The sequence below is a fragment of the Novosphingobium album (ex Liu et al. 2023) genome (assembly GCF_029076845.1).
Classification (GTDB): domain Bacteria; phylum Pseudomonadota; class Alphaproteobacteria; order Sphingomonadales; family Sphingomonadaceae; genus Novosphingobium.
The window spans coordinates 32,145-48,332 of sequence record NZ_JARESE010000076.1 but is presented as its reverse complement, the minus strand read 5'-3'; the positions used below and the strand labels follow the sequence as shown (position 1 = coordinate 48,332).

Annotated in this window: 15 protein-coding genes; 10 read left to right on the top strand and 5 right to left on the bottom strand. The window is 64.1% G+C overall.

Features of this window, described 5'->3' with window-relative positions:
• Positions 1-31: 31 nt before the first annotated feature.
• Genes PYV00_RS21460 through PYV00_RS21445 form a run of 4 tightly spaced genes read right to left on the bottom strand, consistent with a single transcriptional unit; the run spans position 32 to position 5,000 of the window.
• Positions 32-274 carry a hypothetical protein gene (locus PYV00_RS21460; RefSeq protein ID WP_275230378.1) on the bottom strand — a complete coding sequence of 81 codons (243 nt, stop codon included), beginning with the start codon at positions 272-274 and terminating at the stop codon, positions 32-34.
• 37 nt (positions 275-311) lie between these two features.
• Positions 312-1,484, bottom strand: a complete 1,173-nt coding sequence (gene metB, locus PYV00_RS21455) for a cystathionine gamma-synthase (RefSeq protein WP_275230377.1) — start codon at positions 1,482-1,484, stop codon at positions 312-314.
• Entirely contained in the window at positions 1,477-3,195 is a 1,719-nt protein-coding gene (locus tag PYV00_RS21450) for an NADPH-dependent assimilatory sulfite reductase hemoprotein subunit (protein WP_275230375.1), read from the bottom strand. The genes metB and PYV00_RS21450 overlap by 8 nt, the downstream gene beginning before the upstream one ends.
• Positions 3,196-3,206: 11 nt before the next feature.
• Positions 3,207-5,000 carry an assimilatory sulfite reductase (NADPH) flavoprotein subunit gene (locus PYV00_RS21445; RefSeq protein WP_275230374.1) on the bottom strand — a complete coding sequence of 598 codons (1,794 nt, stop codon included), beginning with the start codon at positions 4,998-5,000 and terminating at the stop codon, positions 3,207-3,209.
• A gap of 691 nt (positions 5,001-5,691) precedes the next feature.
• Here PYV00_RS21445 and PYV00_RS21440 point away from each other — a divergent pair.
• The 4 genes from PYV00_RS21440 to PYV00_RS21425 all read left to right on the top strand — a co-directional run bounded on the left by PYV00_RS21440 (position 5,692) and on the right by PYV00_RS21425 (position 9,761).
• Complete coding sequence (locus tag PYV00_RS21440; RefSeq protein ID WP_275230373.1) at positions 5,692-6,042, top strand: hypothetical protein; 351 nt, start codon at positions 5,692-5,694, stop codon at positions 6,040-6,042.
• Positions 6,043-6,085: 43 nt separating this feature from the next.
• On the top strand, positions 6,086-6,754 hold the full coding sequence (locus PYV00_RS21435) for a uroporphyrinogen-III synthase (RefSeq protein WP_275230410.1): 669 nt from the start codon (positions 6,086-6,088) through the stop codon (positions 6,752-6,754).
• 203 nt (positions 6,755-6,957) lie between these two features.
• Positions 6,958-8,616 carry a cytochrome c oxidase subunit I gene (gene ctaD, locus PYV00_RS21430; protein ID WP_275230372.1) on the top strand — a complete coding sequence of 553 codons (1,659 nt, stop codon included), beginning with the start codon at positions 6,958-6,960 and terminating at the stop codon, positions 8,614-8,616.
• Between the two features lie 152 nt (positions 8,617-8,768).
• Positions 8,769-9,761, top strand: coding sequence for a rod shape-determining protein (locus PYV00_RS21425; protein WP_275230370.1), 993 nt, complete (start codon positions 8,769-8,771; stop codon positions 9,759-9,761).
• A gap of 30 nt (positions 9,762-9,791) precedes the next feature.
• Here PYV00_RS21425 and PYV00_RS21420 read toward each other — a convergent pair whose 3' ends face one another.
• Complete coding sequence (locus PYV00_RS21420; protein WP_275230369.1) at positions 9,792-10,088, bottom strand: XRE family transcriptional regulator; 297 nt, start codon at positions 10,086-10,088, stop codon at positions 9,792-9,794.
• Between the two features lie 53 nt (positions 10,089-10,141).
• Here PYV00_RS21420 and PYV00_RS21415 point away from each other — a divergent pair, with 53 nt between their 5' ends.
• The 6 genes from PYV00_RS21415 to mnhG are packed head-to-tail and all read left to right on the top strand — an operon-like array spanning position 10,142 to position 16,160.
• Positions 10,142-13,075 (top strand): monovalent cation/H+ antiporter subunit A, encoded by a 2,934-nt coding sequence (locus PYV00_RS21415; RefSeq protein ID WP_275230368.1) that lies wholly within the window; start codon positions 10,142-10,144, stop codon positions 13,073-13,075.
• The gene (locus PYV00_RS21410; protein ID WP_275230367.1) at positions 13,075-13,416 is read left to right on the top strand and encodes a Na+/H+ antiporter subunit C; all 342 of its coding nucleotides are present in this window, start codon (positions 13,075-13,077) and stop codon (positions 13,414-13,416) included. Before PYV00_RS21415 ends, PYV00_RS21410 begins: the two co-directional genes overlap by 1 nt.
• Positions 13,413-15,032: a monovalent cation/H+ antiporter subunit D gene (locus tag PYV00_RS21405; protein WP_275230366.1), complete on the top strand. Its 1,620-nt coding sequence runs from the start codon at positions 13,413-13,415 to the stop codon at positions 15,030-15,032. Before PYV00_RS21410 ends, PYV00_RS21405 begins: the two co-directional genes overlap by 4 nt.
• Entirely contained in the window at positions 15,029-15,511 is a 483-nt protein-coding gene (locus PYV00_RS21400) for a Na+/H+ antiporter subunit E (protein ID WP_275230364.1), read from the top strand. The genes PYV00_RS21405 and PYV00_RS21400 overlap by 4 nt, the downstream gene beginning before the upstream one ends.
• Complete coding sequence (locus PYV00_RS21395; RefSeq protein WP_275230363.1) at positions 15,508-15,789, top strand: K+/H+ antiporter subunit F; 282 nt, start codon at positions 15,508-15,510, stop codon at positions 15,787-15,789. Before PYV00_RS21400 ends, PYV00_RS21395 begins: the two co-directional genes overlap by 4 nt.
• The gene (gene mnhG / locus PYV00_RS21390; protein WP_275230362.1) at positions 15,786-16,160 is read left to right on the top strand and encodes a monovalent cation/H(+) antiporter subunit G; all 375 of its coding nucleotides are present in this window, start codon (positions 15,786-15,788) and stop codon (positions 16,158-16,160) included. The genes PYV00_RS21395 and mnhG overlap by 4 nt, the downstream gene beginning before the upstream one ends.
• Positions 16,161-16,188 lie beyond the last annotated feature (28 nt).

Below are 16,188 nucleotides of genomic sequence, written 5' to 3'. Positions count from 1 at the left end.
GACACCTCCTTCGGCGGTGAACGATCATCCTCTAGGCAGCGTGGAACAGCGTGAACATTCCGCCAATGGCAATACCGAATACCATCAGCATGACGCCGGCGATGCGCAGGATATAGGTGATGGGATCGACTTCACCGTCCGCGGGCGCGATCGAGGAAACAGGCGGCGACCGTCCGATCAGGCGTCGAACCGTCGATTGGCGAAACGCCATGGTGAACCCTGCGAAGGCGAGGATCGCGGCGAAGACATCGGCGATCAGCACATATCCTGGCATGCGTTCGCTCCTCTACTGGTCGGTCGGCCCTGCTCGATCAGCTGCGGCATGCCGCGAGCCCTTCTTCGAGACCGGCGATCAGATCCTGTTCCGCCTCGAGGCCCACCGAGAGCCGTAGCAGACTGTCCCTGATGCCCGCCGCGGCGCGGGCCTCCTCGCCCATGTCGGCATGGGTCATCGTCGCTGGATGCGCGACCAGGCTTTCGACACCGCCGAGCGATTCGGCCAAGGTGAAGAAGCGCACCGCGCCGATGAATTGGCGGACGGCGTCAACGCCGCCGAGAAGCTCGAAGCTGAGCATGGCGCCAAAGCCGCGCTGCTGCCGCGCTGCGATGGCGTGGCCGGGATGTGACGACAGCCCCGGGTAGTGGACTTTCGCCACGGCGGGATGACTATCGAGAAATTGGGCGACGCGCATGGCGTTGATCTGCTGTTGCTCCATGCGCGGGAACAGCGTGCGCAGTCCGCGCAAGGTCAGCCAGGAATCGAACGGAGCCCCGGCGCTCCCGACGACGTTTGCCCAGTGGCGCAGTTCCTCGACTTGAGCGGGGTCGGCCGCGACGACAGCGCCGCCGATAACATCGGAATGGCCGTTGAGATATTTGGTGGTCGAATGGACGACATAGTCGGCGCCGAGTTCGATCGGCCGCTGGATCGCGGGCGACAGGAAGGTGTTGTCGACCGCGACGGCGGCGCTTGCGGCTCGCGCCTGCGCGGCGAGTGCGGCGATATCGACGACCCGCATCAAAGGGTTGCTCGGTGTCTCGACCAGGACGAGCGAGGGCTGGTCCTCGAGCGCCGCTGCGAACGCCGGCCCGCTCGATTGGTCGACGAACCGCACGCTGCAATGCCCGCGCTCGGCGCGCGCCTTCAAGAGACGCATGGTCCCGCCGTAGCAGTCGTGCGGCGCGAGGATGAGATCGTCCGGGCGGAGCCGGCTGACGAGGAGGTCGAGGGCGGCCATTCCGCTCGACGTGATGACCCCTCCTGCGCCGCGCTCGAGTTTCGCCAGGGCATCGGCGAGCAGTTCCCGGGTCGGATTGCCCGCCCGGCCATAGTCATAGATCCGCGGTTCGTCGAAACCGGCGAACTCGTAGGTGCTCGACAGGTAAAGCGGCGGCGCGACCGCCCCGAAAGCCGGATCGCTGGCAACCCCGTAAGCGGCCGTGATCGTCTGTGGCCGCGGCAGATCATCGCGTGGATCAGTCATTGAACAAACGCCCTTCGGTCACTTCGCGCACGATGCCGGCGCGAATTGTAAAGTCCCCGAAATGCTCGCCAGGTTCCCGTTCGCGCGCATAGCGGCCGAGAGTGTCCGCCAGGATCTCGAGAATCACGGCTTCGCCGACATTCTCCCTGATCATGCGGTTCAGGCGCTCGCCGTGAAAGCCGCCCCCAAGATAGAGATTATATTTGCCCGGTGCGCGCCCCGTCAGTCCGATTTCGGCGATATAGGGGCGTGAGCAGCCATTCGGGCAACCGCTCATCCTGACCGTGATCGGCTCTTCGGAAAGACCGTTTTCGGCCAGGATCGCCTCGATCCTGTCGAGCAGCGTGGGCAGATAGCGTTCGCTCTCCGCCATGGCGAGGCCGCACGTCGGCAAGGCGACGCAGGCGATCGCGTTGCGCCGCAGGATGGAGAAGTGGTCGATGTCCGGGAAATGCTCGGCGAGGATCGCGTCGATCGCCGGCCGATCCTCCGTCCGGACGCCGGCGACGATCAGGTTCTGATTGGCTGTCAGCCTGAAAGCACCCCGGTGGACGCGGGCGAGGTCGCGCAGGGCATCGAGCAGCTTGAGATCGAGGCGCCCGTTCTCGATGATGAGGGTGCGGTGGTGGCGGCCATCGGGCGTGGTATTCCAGCCATAGCTGTCGCCATTGGACGTGAAGGCGAACGGCCTTGCCTCACCGAGGGGCCCCCCCATCCGCCGCTCGATCTCGGCCTTGATCCAGTCGAGGCCCTTGTCGTCGATCGTGTATTTGAAGCGCGCGTGCTGGCGGTCCTTGCGATCGCCATAGTCGCGCTGGACCGCCATCACCGCTTCGGCGCACGCGATCACCCGATCGACAGGCACGAAACCGATGAGGCTGGCGAGGCGCGGATAGGTTTCGGGGGCCTGGTCGGTGCGGCCCATGCCGCCGCCGATCACGACGTTGAATCCCTCGAGGCCACCCTCCTCGCCGATCGCGATGAAGCCGAGGTCCTGGGCGTAGACATCGATGTCGTTCGATGGCGGCAGTGCGAAGCCGATCTTGAATTTTCGCGGCATGTAGGTGCGGCCATAGAAGGGCTCTTCAGGCTCGGAGCCGCCAACCCGTTCGCTGCCGTACCAGATCTCATGATAGGCGCGGGTCTTCGGGATCACGTGGTCGCTGACCCGCTTCGCCATGGCGGCGACTTCGGCATGGAAACGCGAGCTCTGCGGGTCGACGGTGCACATCACGCCGCGGCTGTCGTCACCGCAAGCCGCCACCGTGTCGAGCAGCGTGTCGTGCAGTCCCTGGATGATGGGACGCAGACTGTCCTTGAGCACCCAGTGGAACTGGAAGGTCTGGCGCGTGGTGATCCGCAGCGTTTCGCCGCCATGCGCGCGTGCCAGCTCGTCGAGTTTCAACCACTGGGCGGGCGTGCAGACGCCGCCGGGCAGGCGTACCCGGATCATGAACTGATATGCAGGCTCCAGCTTCTGGCGCCGGCGTTCATCGCGCAGGTCACGGTCGTCCTGTTGGTAGATGCCGTGAAATTTCATGAGCTTCACGTCGTCCTGGTCCGGAACGGCCCCCGTGATCCGGTCAAGCAGCCCTTCGGAGATCGTGCCGCGCAGATAGTCGCTGCGATCCTTCATGCTTTCATCAGGACCGAGCCGGTCGAGCGGCTGCGACAGATCCCGGCTCCGATCGAGAACAGTGGTTTCGGTCATGTCATGCCCCTTCAATAGACATCGCGCTGATAGCGGTGGTCGGCCTGGAGCGAGCGGACATAGTCCTCCGCCGCCTCGCGGCCGGTTCGGGCTTCGTGGGCAACGATATCGATCAGCGCCTCGTGGACATCGGGCGCCAGATTGGCCGCGTCGCCGCAGACATAGACATGCGCGCCCTCCTCCAGCCAGGCGAAGATGTCGCGCGCCTGCTCCTTCATACGGTGCTGGACGTAGATCTTGTCGGCCCGGTCCCGCGAAAAGGCGACATCCATGCGCGTGAGCGTGCCGTCTTTGAGCCAGCTTTGCCATTCGGTCTGGTAGAGGAAATCGGTGCGGAAGTTGCGTTCGCCGAAGAACAGCCAGCTCCTGGCCGAAATGCCTCTCGCCTCGCGTTCTTGCAGAAACGCGCGATAGGGTGCGATCCCGGTCCCGGCGCCGATCATCAGGATGGGGGCATCGGTGGCGGGCAGCCTGAAGTGCTGGTTGCTCTGGACATAGACCGGCAGAACCGTGTCGATTTCCGCGCGGTCGGCGAGGAGGCCCGAGGCGACCCCGCTGCGCGGGGCACCGTGGAGGCTGTAGCGCACCGGGGCGACCGTGAGATGGGCTTCGCCCGGCGTCGCTGACAGGCTCGAGGCCAGCGAATAGAGGCGCGGCTGGAGCGGCCGCAGCGCCGAGATGAAACCCTGGGGCATCACGTTTTGCACGGGGAAACGGCGCACGATGTCGACGATGTGGTGGGTGCGCAGGAAGACCGAGCGTTCGCCGGCGCGGTCCTCCTCCTGCAATTGCCTGAGGAGAGCTGCTTCGCTGAGCAGCGCCCAGTAATCGAGGAAGCGCGGCGTGGCGGCGGTGATCTCGAAGCGGTGCGCCAGGGCCTCGCCGATCGTGGAGGTCTGGCCCTTGAGCTCGAATGTCGCCTCCGGCGCCAGGTCCAGCGCTGACAGCAGGTCACTGACGACCGTGGGATCGTTCGATGCAGCGATCCCGAGCGCATCGCCCGGCTCGTAGACAAGGCCCGAGCCCGCGAGCGAGAATTCGATGTGGCGGGTTTCTTTGCTGGATCCGCGCCCGACGATCGCGATGTTCTCGATGATGGGCGCCGGGAAGGGATTGCGTTTGTCATATGCGGATTGGGGTGCGGCCAATGCGGCGTGCTGGACAGTGCCGGAAGGCCGCACAGCCGGTGCCTCGCTCGCGAGCTGGTCGGAGATAGCGGCGGTCCAGGCCGCGGCGGGATCCTCATAGTCGACATCGCAATCGACCCGATCGGCGAGGCGTTGCCCCCCGAGTTCCTCGAGGCGCTGGTCGAGGCGCTTGCCGGCCTGGCAATAATATTCGTAAGTGGAATCCCCTAGCGCGAGCACGGCGAAGCGCGTGCCGGCGAGCTTCGGGGCCTTGCGGCTCTCGGTAAATTCAAAGAAGCCGGTGGCGGGTTGCGGTGGATCGCCTTCGCCATAGGTGCTGACAATGATCAGCACATCCTGTTCCTGGCCCAGCTGACGGACCTTGTAGTCGGCCATATCGTACAGGGTGGCGGTCAACCCTTTGTCCGCGAGGGCTGTCGCGAGCGTCCGGGCGAGTTCGGCGGCGTTGCCTGTCTCGGTGCCATAGAGAATGGTCAGGCGGCGCGCCGCAACAAGCGACGCCGGCTGCGACTGGGGCTGTCGCAAACCGGCGTCCAGGCCGGCAAAATAGCCGCTGAGCCAGCGCACCTGCATCGGATCGAGCGACCGGGTCAGTCCTTCGACCTGTCGCCACTGGTCCAGGGTCAGGGGGTTCCCTGGGAGTTCCGGTGCAATCATGCGTTTCGTCCTCGGCGTCCAGCTCCTTCCCGTGCTCCGGCCTGAATGATCAGGATCCTCTCTCCCGGGCACCGCTGTGATGAAGCATCTTTCACTCAGGCGCCGAAATTGCGGGTTCTCGATCCATAAGACAAACGACTATTATTGTTATTTCAGCGCAAATATATTGAACTTAAATTGCGCAGGCCAGACCCGTGCCTCGCCTGCTCGCTATGGGAAATCTCGCATGGCGGTCGCACGGGCTGGAGCTAGGGGTGCGTCCCCGGTCGAAGCAGGCTGGAGGATATGCGCGTCATGCGCTTGCGCTCCTATACCCCCCTGTTCGATCAGCAGGCGCCGCAATGTACCGGGAGAGGTGGGGTAAATGGCAATCCGGTGATATCCCTAGAGACCTGCACGCCGGCGGCCGTTAAGCTCGTATCCCAGGGCGGACATGTGCGTTTCGCTCAGAGTGAGATGATGATATGCATCGCTTCATGAACCGGCTTCCGGCTTTTCGGCGCTACCAGCTCCATGGCGGTTGCCTGATGACACGCCTGAATCCCTCGGAGCGACGCGCCCGCCAATCCGGGATCCCGCATCGCAGCCGAGGATGATCACCGGACCAGGATGAACCCTGGCCCTCCCAATTCCTTGCTGGCAGGCCGTTCGGCAGCGATGCTCATGCTTTCTGCGGCCCCGGAGAGTTAGAATGAACACTTCCTCCCTAAGCGACGTTTCCACCGAACTGCTGCGCGCGCGCCGGCAGGACATAGCGGCGGCCATGGCACGATATCTCGCGGAGCCGGATGCAATCGAGCCATCGGCCGAGGACAACCAGGCTGCCAACTCGCTGGTCGATGCCATGATCGCGTCGTTCAGCGATCCCGACGCGGCGGCCAAGCTCCTGGCGGCTCATCCGGTCTCGCGGCCCTACTACGCGCAGTTCGGGGACGGCCTGACCCCCATCCTGCGGGACGTCATGGGCGAAGCGGCCGACCCGTCTTTCCTTTCCCGGTCCGTGGACGGTTACTGGCGTGCGGTTCGAAGCCTGCCCGCCTAGCGGCAAGCTCGTCTGGGTAACCCGGACTGCTCCCTATAACAGGATGACGGGGCGACATGTCCGCAGCGCGGGCTATAGTCCGCTGCTGGAGCCTGCGTTGCGGATAGTTCCGGCTGCGGTGGCAAAACCCGTTGCCGTTCCGGATGCCTTGGTGTTCACGAGCTTGCATGGGGTCAGGGTGCATCGGTTTTTCCCGTCCCTTGCATCGCTTCCGGTTTTTGCGGTGGGTGACCACACCGCCCGTTTTGCGCGGCTGCGCGGCTATCGAGACGTGTATTCGGCAGCAGGGAACGTGCATGATCCTCGCAAGTTGATAGGGCAGACCATGCGGCCGGGCTCGGACATCCTCCATCTGAGCGCGGCGCAGCCGGCAGGAGACCTGCTCGCGATATTGCGGACCGATGGTTTCGCCGCGCGCCGGCTCTGCGTTTACGAGGCGATCGAAGCCAATCCCCTGGACCTTGAATGGGTCGCGGGAAGCCTCGTCGAGGTCGATGCGATCCTTGTCCACTCGCCACGGGCAGGTCGGCATATTGCGGGCTGGCTTTCCCAGCAGCGGATTGGCTGGAACGGCAACGTTGTCTGCATATCGCCGGCGGCGGCCAAGCCGTTCCACGATCTCGGCTACGGGCGCGTGACGATCGCCGCAAGGCCGACCGAAGCCGCCCTGATCGACGTGCTTCAGGATATTCGCGATGATGATTGCCGCTGAATTCCTCCAATAATCTTGCTGCAATCCAGAGAAAAGATGATCTTTGTTGCTGGCAGTGGGAATGATAGGCCGGTCCTGGAAGAGACGATCCGCCGCCTTGTCGTGACGAAAGGCCGTGGGGGCTTGGTCGTATCGGCGCGGGTAGTTGCATCCGCTACGGTTCCCTGATCTGCATCGTCTCCGCATCGTGCGAGGAGACGACGATGGCTGGTGCCGCCGCAGCAAGCGAGTTCCGTGGGCCAGCTCAAGCGGCGCACGATCGGCACGATGACAAGCCGGCTTTCTTCCAGCGCTGGTTCATGTCCACCAATCACAAGGACATCGGGACTCTTTACCTGATCTTTTCGATCGTCGCGGGCATTCTGGGTGGGGCGATCTCCGGATTGATGCGCCTCGAGCTGGCCGCGCCGGGCATCCAATATCTGCCTCTCTGGCTCGGAAGCGGCGACTTTTCACAGGCGCTGCATCTTTGGAACGTGCTGGTCACGGCCCATGGGCTCATCATGATCTTCTTCGTCATCATGCCGGCGATGGTGGGCGGGTTCGGAAACTGGTTCGTGCCGCTGATGATCGGCGCGCCCGACATGGCCTTTCCGCGGATGAACAATGTCAGTTTCTGGCTTCTGGCCGCGGCCTTCCCGCTTTTTCTCGCCTCGGCCTTCGTTCCCGGCGGCTCAGGCAATGGCGCGGGAACCGGCTGGACGCTCTATGCGCCGCTCGCGACCAGCGGATCTCCCGGACCGGCCGTCGACATGGTCATTTTCTCGATGCATCTGGCGGGCATTTCCTCGATCCTCGGCGCGATCAATTTCATCACGACCATCTTCAACATGCGCGCGCCGGGCATGACGCTGCACAAGATGCCCCTCTTCTGCTGGGCGATGCTGGTAACGGCGTTCATGCTGCTTTTCGCCCTGCCCGTCCTCGCTTCCGCGATCACGATGCTGCTGACCGACCGCAATTTCGGCACGACATTCTTCGATCCGGCCGGCGGGGGCGATCCGCTGCTCTACCAGCATCTGTTCTGGTTTTTCGGACACCCGGAGGTCTACATCATGATCATTCCGGGGTTCGGCATCATCAGCCAGGTCACGTCGACCTTCAGCCGCAAACCGGTCTTCGGCTATCTCGGCATGGCCTATGCGATGGTCGCGATCGCGATCATCGGTTTCGTCGTCTGGGCCCACCACATGTTCACTGTCGGTCTGTCGGTCAACGTGAAGATGTATTTTACGGCGGCATCGATGGTCATCGCCGTGCCGACGGGGATCAAGGTCTTCTCATGGCTGGCGACGCTGTGGGGCGGATCGCTAACGTTCCAAACGCCGCTGCTCTGGGCGCTGGGCTTCATCTTCATGTTCACCATCGGCGGGGTCACGGGGGTGGTGCTGGCCAATGGCGGCATCGACGATGTGCTGCAGGACACCTATTATGTCATCGCCCATTTTCATTATGTTCTGTCACTGGGCGCCGTCTTCTCGCTGTTTGCCGGCTTCTATTACTGGTTCCCTAAGATGACCGGACGGATGTACAGCGAAGTGCTGGGCAAGCTGCACTTCTGGATATTCTTCATCGGCGTCAATATCCTGTTCTTCCCCATGCATTTCCTGGGGCTCGAGGGGATGCCGCGGCGATATCCCGACTATCCCGACGCCTTCGCCTATTGGAACCATATCGCGTCGATCGGCTATATCGTGATGGCCATCGGCATGGTTTTTTTCTTCGTCAATATCGTCTGGTCTTTCATCTGGGGCGAGCGTGCCGCCGACAATCCCTGGGGCGAAGGCGCCAAGACGCTTGAATGGACGCTCTCGAGCCCCCCACCCTATCATCAGTTCGAGACGCTTCCCGTGATCGCCTGACAGGTCCTGCACGGATCCCGCCGCCTGCGCGGCCACGGGCGCCATAGCCTCGCGATCGGGAAGCCCCGGGAGCGGCCGCGCCCGTCCGGTGCGGCATGACAAAGAGAGACAAAAACCACTGCGTCTGTTAATGGCCGCCCGTGGCTTCGATCTTGTCCTGGAAGCGGCCCGAAATCGCGATTGATTTCGGAACCGCGAATGTGCGCGTCATGCGGCGTGAGGAAGGTATCGTCTTCGACGAGCCATCGCTGTGCTGCTTTTCCCGGCGCGATGGCATGTCGGATCTCGTCGCGGTGGGCACCGAAGCACACGCGATGATCGATCGCACGCCGGCCAACCTCAGTGTCAAACGCCCGCTGTGCCGGGGCGTTCTGCAGGATATCGATGCTGCCACCGGTCTCCTGCGCTACGCCTTGTCGCGGTCGATCGGGGGCAAACGGATGCGCGCGCCCAATGCGCTGATCGGCGTCCCGGCCGATGCCACCCAAGCCGAGCGCAGTGCAATGCTGACGGCCGCCAACGATGCTGGGTTCGGCCATGTGACCCTTGTCTCCGAACCCCTGGCCGCGGCCTTTGGCGCGGGTCTCCCGGTCGAGCAGGCGGCAGGGTCGATGGTCATCGAATGCGGAGCCGGAACGACCGAGGTCGCGGTCTTCTCGCTTGGCGGGATATGCGCGACGGGAACTGTCCGCATCGGCGGGGTGGCGCTCGACAAGGCGATCGCCGACCAGCTGCACCTGCGCCATAAATTCCTCGTCGGCGAGCTTTCCGCCGAACGCCTGAAGCTGGAATATGTCGCAAGGCGGCAAGACGGGAACGGTGAGCGGTCGGACGTCATCGCGGTCCGGGGGCGCTGCCTCAGGGAAGGCCTGCCTAAATCCATGGACGTCGCGATCCGGGACGTGGACCAGGTCGTCGAGAAACATGTCGAGCAGATCGTGCAGGTGGTCCGCGACGTGCTCGGACGGACGGCCCCGGAACTGAGCCAGGATATTCATGACCGCGGGGTGACTCTCACGGGTGGCGGCGCTCTGATGCCCTTGATGGGCAGCATGATCGCCGATGCGACGGGTCTTGAGGTCAAGGTTGCCGAAGCGCCGTCGATCTGCGTGGCGAACGGGCTTCACCGGATGCTGTGCGCCTAGCAGGGCTGGCGAGCAGCGCTTCGATACGCTTCAGGACGGATGCCGTATGGGTGCGGGTTGCCCGGGACGGAATCGGACGCCGGCACCGGCCGAGGCATCGCCGATTAGTTCGATTCCGGCCGCGTCGAAGGCGGCGAGCAGGCGTTCCTCGGTGGTGCGCTGCAGCGAATGGATCTCACCTTCGAAATCGCGGATGGTGCTGCGGGAGACCGCGGCGCGATTGGCGAGATCTTCCTGCCGCCAGTTGAGCAAGCCGCGCGCCGCGCGGCACTGTGACGACAACAAACGCATCGATAGTCCTTGCACCTGCTGCTCAATTTCAACCATAAAGGCTGAAAATCCTCAAGAGCCTTTCATCAAGCAGGAGCTGATCACCGCCGATGTTGGAGGCGCGCTACCTTCTCATCATTCTTGCGCTTCCCTTCCTGGGCAGTTTCGTTTCGGCGTTCCTGCCGACCCGGGCCAGGACCTTGGCTGCCGCGCTTTCCGGTGGAGTGACCCTCGCCGCGGCTGGCCTGCTCGTCCGCTTCTATTCCGCGCTCGGCGATGGCGCGGCCGTGCGCCACACGGCACCCTGGCTGCCGTCGCTTGGTCTCGATCTGTCCCTTCGCCTCAACGGCTTCTCCTGGCTCTTTTCGTTGCTCATCCTGGGCATCGGTGCGCTGGTCGTGCTTTACGCGCGCTACTACATGTCGGCCGAGGATCCGGTACCGCGCTTCTTCAGCTTCCTCCTCGCGTTCATGGGGTCGATGCTCGGCCTCGTCCTGTCGGGCAACCTCGTCCAGATCGCCTTCTTCTGGGAGCTGACCAGTCTCTTTTCCTTCCTCCTGATCGGCTACTGGCATCATAATCAGAGCGCCCGCGACGGCGCGCGAATGGCGCTGATCATAACCGCGTCGGGCGGCGTATGCCTGCTGATCGGGTTCCTCCTGATCGGCCACATCGCCGGCAGCTACGATGTCGATCGCGTGCTGGCGGCCGGGGCCGCGATCCGCGCCGATCCCCTCTATCTTCCCGCGCTGATCCTGGTCCTGATCGGAGCCTTCACCAAGAGCGCGCAATTCCCGTTTCATTTCTGGCTGCCGCACGCGATGGCGGCGCCGACCCCGGTTTCGGCCTACCTCCATTCCGCGACCATGGTGAAGGCGGGGATCTACGTCCTGATCCTGCTCTGGCCGGCCCTTTCGGGCACTGAGAGCTGGTATCTGATCGTCTCGACGGCGGGCCTTGCAACATTGCTGATCGGCGCCTGGGCGGCGATCTTCCAACAGGATCTGAAGGGGCTTCTCGCCTATTCGACGATCAGCCATCTCGGACTGATCACCTTGCTGCTGGGACTTGGCAGTCCGCTGGCCGCGGTTGCCGCCATATTCCACACGGTGAACCACGCGACGTTCAAGGCCTCGCTGTTCATGGCGGCGGGCATCATCGACCACGAGACCGGCACGCGCGACCTGCGCAAGCTGAGCGGCCTCGCTCGTTTCATGCCGATCACGGCTACCCTGGCCATGGTCGCGGCCGCCGCGATGGCCGGGGTTCCCCTCCTCAACGGCTTCCTCTCGAAGGAAATGTTCCTCGCCGAAGCGCTCGAGGCGCACAGCGGCACCGTCCTCGATCGCATCCTGCCCGTGCTGGCGACCGTGGCCAGCACGTTCAGCGTGCTCTATTCGCTTCGCTTCATCCACCAGGCGTTCTTCGGGCCACCGCCGGTCGGATTGCCGCGCGAGCCACACGAAGCGCCGCACTGGATGCGGCTGCCGATCGAGATCCTGGTCCTGCTATGCCTGCTGGTGGGGATCATTCCGGCCCTGACGATCGGGCCGCTGCTGGCGACCGCGGTCAGTTCGGTCCTGGGCGAGCGGACGCCTGCCTACAGTCTCGCCATCTGGCACGGCTTCAACCTTCCGCTCCTGATGAGCGCCATCGCGCTCGTCGGCGGCGTGCTGCTCTACCTGATTTTCGGCGACCGGCTGAACGCCATGAAGAGTTCGCCGGTGATTGGACGACTGAAAGGGCGGCGCACGTTTGAACTGGTGCTGTCCGCGATCATCGATGGAGCCAGAGGGCTGCGCCGGCTCGTCGGAACAAGGCGGCAGCAGGTGCAGCTTCGTCTGCTGGTGCTGACCACGTTCCTTGCCGCGGGCCTGCCGCTGGCGAGGCTTGGCTATGCCGCCGGCCCTTCGGCGCGAACGCTGATCGATCCGGTGTTCGCGATCCTCTGGATCGTTGGCGCGGTGAGCGCGATCACCGCGGCCTGGCAGGCCAAGTACCACCGCCTGGCCGCGCTGGTCATGGTGGGCGTGGCGGGACTGTCGACGTGCATCAGCTTCATCTGGCTCTCGGCGCCGGACCTCGGCCTCACCCAGCTGCTCGTGGAGACTGTGACGCTGGTGCTCCTTTTGCTGGGATTGCGCTGGCTGCCCCAGCGTCGTCCGGACTTCTGGCCTGGCTCCGGCACGCCGCTCTCGGTGCGCTACAGGCGCGGTGCGGACCTGCTGATCGCGCTCGTCGGCGGGGCGGGCGTTGCCGCCTTTGCCTACGCGATCATGACCCGGCCGGCGCCGGAAGGGATCTCGCGCTACTTCATGGAGCAGGCATATCCCGGCGGCGGCGGCACGAATGTCGTCAATGTCATTCTCGTCGATTTCCGCGGCTTCGATACGCTCGGCGAGATCACCGTCCTCTCGATCGTCGCCCTGACGGTGTTCACGCTGCTGCGGCGCTTCCGCCCGGCGGCGGAGAGCGTTGAGATGCCCGAGCAACAGCGGACCCAGAACGCTTTCGACGATGCCCGCGAGGGCAGCAAGCGCGGCGATACCGCGCGGCACTATCTCCTGGTGCCACGGGTAACCATGGAATGGTTGTTCCCGGTTGTGTTGACCCTGGCACTCTACCTGCTGGTTCGCGGCCATGATCTGCCTGGCGGCGGCTTCGCGGCGGGGCTGACCGCCTCGATCGGGATCATACTCCTCTACATGGCGAACGGCACCAAAGCCGTCGAGGCACGCCTGCATGTTCAGCCGGTCCGGTGGATCAGTGCGGGGCTTTTGTGCGCGACGGCGACCGGCGGGGCTGCCTGGTTCTTCGGGTATCCCTTCCTCTCGAGCCATTTCAGCTATCTCGACGTTCCGCTGATCGGCCCGGTTCCGATCGCCAGCGCGCTGCTGTTCGATATCGGCGTCTTTGCCGTGGTGGTCGGGACGACGGTGCTCATCCTCATCGCATTGGCCCATCAATCGATCCGGACTCCCCGGGCGAGCCGTTCGGGAGAGCTCGACGCGTCCGAGGCGGCGGCCAGCGAGGGGGAGGGCTGATGGAGGCGGTCCTGGCGCTGGCGATCGGCACATTGACCGCGTCAGGTCTGTGGCTGTTGTTCCGCCCACGAACCTTTCAGGTCGTGCTGGGCCTGTGCCTTCTATCCTATGCGGTCAACCTCTTCATCGTCGCCGCCGGCCGCTTGCGCACCGACGCCCCGCCGATCGTCGGCAAGGTGGCGGTCGACCCGGCCCAATATGTCGATCCGGTGCCGCAGGCCCTCGTCCTGACCGCCATCGTCATCTCCTTTGCAACCACGGCGCTCCTCCTGGTCGTGCTCCTCGCGTCGCGCGGGCTGACCGGAACCGATCATGTCGACGGCGAGGAGGACGATCAGTGAACGGCTGGATCCACCATCTGGTCATAGCGCCGATCGTCCTGCCGATGATGGTCTGCGCGGTGCTGCTGGCGTTCAACGAGCGGCGGCGGACGCTGAAGCGCGTTCTGAGCCTCGGGACGGCGGCGGCGCTTGTCGCCATATCCGTCGCGCTCATCTGGGAGGTCGATAGCGGCCGGCAAACATTGCCCGGCACGCCGCACGTCTACCTGCTGGGCAATTGGCCAGCACCGTTCGGGATCGTGCTCGTCGCCGACCGTCTCTCGATCCTGATGGTGCTTCTCTCGAGCGTGCTCGGCTTCACGGCGCTCTTCTACGCGATTGCCCGGTGGGATCGCTCTGGACCGCGTTTCCACGTGCTCTTCCTGCTTCTCCTGGCCGGCGTCAACGGCGCGTTCCTCACCGGCGACGTCTTCAACCTGTTCGTTTTCTTCGAGGTGCTGCTCGCTGCGTCCTACGGGTTGATCCTGCACGGCGCGGGCGAGGAGCGGACCAAGGCGAGCCTGCAATACATCACGATCAACATCGCGACCTCGCTGCTGTTCCTGATCGGCGTGGCGATGATCTACGCGGTGACGGGTACGCTCAATATGGCGGATCTGGCGACGCGGGTCTCCCGGGTGCCTCAGGAGGATCTGATGCTGCTGGAGGCAGGCGCCGCCATCCTGGGGATTGCCTTCCTCGTGAAAGCGGGAATCTGGCCGCTCAGCTTTTGGCTGCCAAGAACTTACGCCGCCGCTGCGCCCCCCGTCGGCGCAGTCTTCGCGATCATGACAAAGGTCGGCGTCTACGTCATCCTCAGGTTGTCCTCGCTTCTTTTCGGTGCGAATTCTGGGGAGGCGGCCGGTTTTGCGAACAACTGGCTGATCTGGTCGGGCTTCGCGACAATGGCCTATGGCACGCTCGGGATCCTTGCGACGCGCAAGCTGACGGGAGTTGCCGGCCATTATGTGATGGTCTCGTCGGGCACACTGCTCGCTGCGATCGGGATGGGCGGCGGGTCCCTCACGGCGGCGCTGCTCTTCTACCTCGCGAGCTCGACGCTTGCGGTCGGAGCCCTCTACCTCATCATCGAACCCGTCGAGCGCAACGCCGGCGAGGACGACATGATCGCCGGCATCGCAGAGCCCGTGTTCGACGACGAATATACTGGCGCCCTCGCGGAAGAGGAGAACGAGACTGGGGTCGTCATTCCGGGCACCATTGCGGTTCTGGGCGGCGGTTTCATCTTCTGCAGTCTGCTCCTGGCCGGCCTGCCGCCCTTGTCCGGCTTCATCGCCAAATTCGCGATCATCGATGCGCTGTTCGGCGGCGAGGCGATCACGCCGGCCGCCTGGATATTGATCGCGCTGATCATCCTTTCAGGACTTGCGACATTGATTTCCATGACGCGCGCGGGGATCGATCTGCTCTGGACCCCGAGCGAGGATTCGCCGCCAAGCCTCAGCGTGATCGAGGTCGCGCCGATTGGCTTGCTCCTGGCCGCCTGTCTCGCATTGATGATCTTCGCAGGTCCGGCCTATGTCTACATGGAAGGCACAGCCGCGGCGCTATCCGATCGATCGGTCTACATCGAGGCGGTTCGCAGCGTATCCCGGGCTGGTGAGGCGCGGCCATGACGCGGCTCTTCCCCTTTCCGCTCATGTCGGCCGTACTTTTCGCAATGTGGGTGCTGTTGACCGGTTTTTCGCCCGGGCATGTCGTCCTGGCCGGGCTTGTCGCCCTGATCGTTCCGCGTGTCATGCTGGTGCTGGACGTCGAGAAGCCGCGGATCCGCATCGGGTGGTCGATGCTGAAGCTCGTGGGCCTCGTGCTCGCCGATATCGTGCGATCCAACATCGCCGTCGCCAGGATCGTCCTGTTCAGACCGGCCAACCGGCGCTCGGGCTTCATCCGCCTACCGGTCGAGCTCGAAAGCCGCTATGCGCTCGCGGTCCTGGCGGTGATCATTACCGCGACGCCGGGAACGCTGTGGCTCCAGCACGATGCCCGCCGGCATATCATCCTCATCCATGTTCTCGATCTCGTCGATGAGGACGCATGGATCGCGCTCATCAAGGACCGTTACGAGAGATTGCTGATGGACATCTTCGAATGACCATGCTTGTCCTCGCGCTGGCGATCACCACGGCGCAGATCCTGCTGGGGTTGGCGTTGGGCTGCGCTGCCTATCGGGCGCTGCGCGGCCCCCGCGCGCAGGACAGGGTCCTCGGCCTCGATGCTCTTTATCTTGCGGGGATGCTGCTTCTCCTGACCTACGGCATCCAGACGGGTCGGACGATCTTCTTCGAAGCCGCCCTCATCATCGCCGTGCTGGGGTTCGCGGGAACCGTTGCGCTGGCCAAGTTTCTCATGCGCGGCGAGGTGATCGAATGATTCAGGCGCCCGATTTGCCGCTCTGGGCCGCGCTCATCGTCGGGCTCTTCGTCCTGCTCGGCGCTGCGATCACACTTGTCGGGGCCGTTGGGCTCATTCGCATGGAAAGTTTCTACGAGCGCGTCCATCCACCGACGCTCGGGATGACCCTTGGCACCGGTTTCATCCTCATCGCCTCGATCATCTGCTTTTCGGTGATGCAGTCCCGGCCTGTCATGCATGAGGTGCTTATCGCGGTTTTCGTCACAATAACGACCCCGATCACGTTGATGCTGCTGGCGCGGGCCGCCCTATACCGCGACCGCAGCGAGGGAGCACAGGATGTTCCGCGCGATCTGGGCGATGCGGAAAACGGCGGACCCGAAGATTAAGCGGTCCGCCGCCGATACCCTGAACTGA

Excerpts from the sequence above, each read along its gene's own strand:
- PYV00_RS21460 (WP_275230378.1), bottom strand. The coding sequence starts at position 274 with ATGCCAGGATATGTGCTGATCGCCGATGTCTTCGCCGCGATCCTCGCC.
- metB (WP_275230377.1), bottom strand. The coding sequence starts at position 1,484 with ATGACTGATCCACGCGATGATCTGCCGCGGCCACAGACGATCACGGCC.
- PYV00_RS21450 (WP_275230375.1), bottom strand. The coding sequence starts at position 3,195 with ATGACCGAAACCACTGTTCTCGATCGGAGCCGGGATCTGTCGCAGCCG.
- PYV00_RS21445 (WP_275230374.1), bottom strand. The coding sequence starts at position 5,000 with ATGATTGCACCGGAACTCCCAGGGAACCCCCTGACCCTGGACCAGTGG.
- PYV00_RS21440 (WP_275230373.1), top strand. The coding sequence starts at position 5,692 with ATGAACACTTCCTCCCTAAGCGACGTTTCCACCGAACTGCTGCGCGCG.
- PYV00_RS21435 (WP_275230410.1), top strand. The coding sequence starts at position 6,086 with ATGACGGGGCGACATGTCCGCAGCGCGGGCTATAGTCCGCTGCTGGAG.
- ctaD (WP_275230372.1), top strand. The coding sequence starts at position 6,958 with ATGGCTGGTGCCGCCGCAGCAAGCGAGTTCCGTGGGCCAGCTCAAGCG.
- PYV00_RS21420 (WP_275230369.1), bottom strand. The coding sequence starts at position 10,088 with ATGGTTGAAATTGAGCAGCAGGTGCAAGGACTATCGATGCGTTTGTTG.
- PYV00_RS21415 (WP_275230368.1), top strand. The coding sequence starts at position 10,142 with ATGTTGGAGGCGCGCTACCTTCTCATCATTCTTGCGCTTCCCTTCCTG.
- PYV00_RS21410 (WP_275230367.1), top strand. The coding sequence starts at position 13,075 with ATGGAGGCGGTCCTGGCGCTGGCGATCGGCACATTGACCGCGTCAGGT.
- PYV00_RS21400 (WP_275230364.1), top strand. The coding sequence starts at position 15,029 with ATGACGCGGCTCTTCCCCTTTCCGCTCATGTCGGCCGTACTTTTCGCA.
- PYV00_RS21395 (WP_275230363.1), top strand. The coding sequence starts at position 15,508 with ATGACCATGCTTGTCCTCGCGCTGGCGATCACCACGGCGCAGATCCTG.
- mnhG (WP_275230362.1), top strand. The coding sequence starts at position 15,786 with ATGATTCAGGCGCCCGATTTGCCGCTCTGGGCCGCGCTCATCGTCGGG.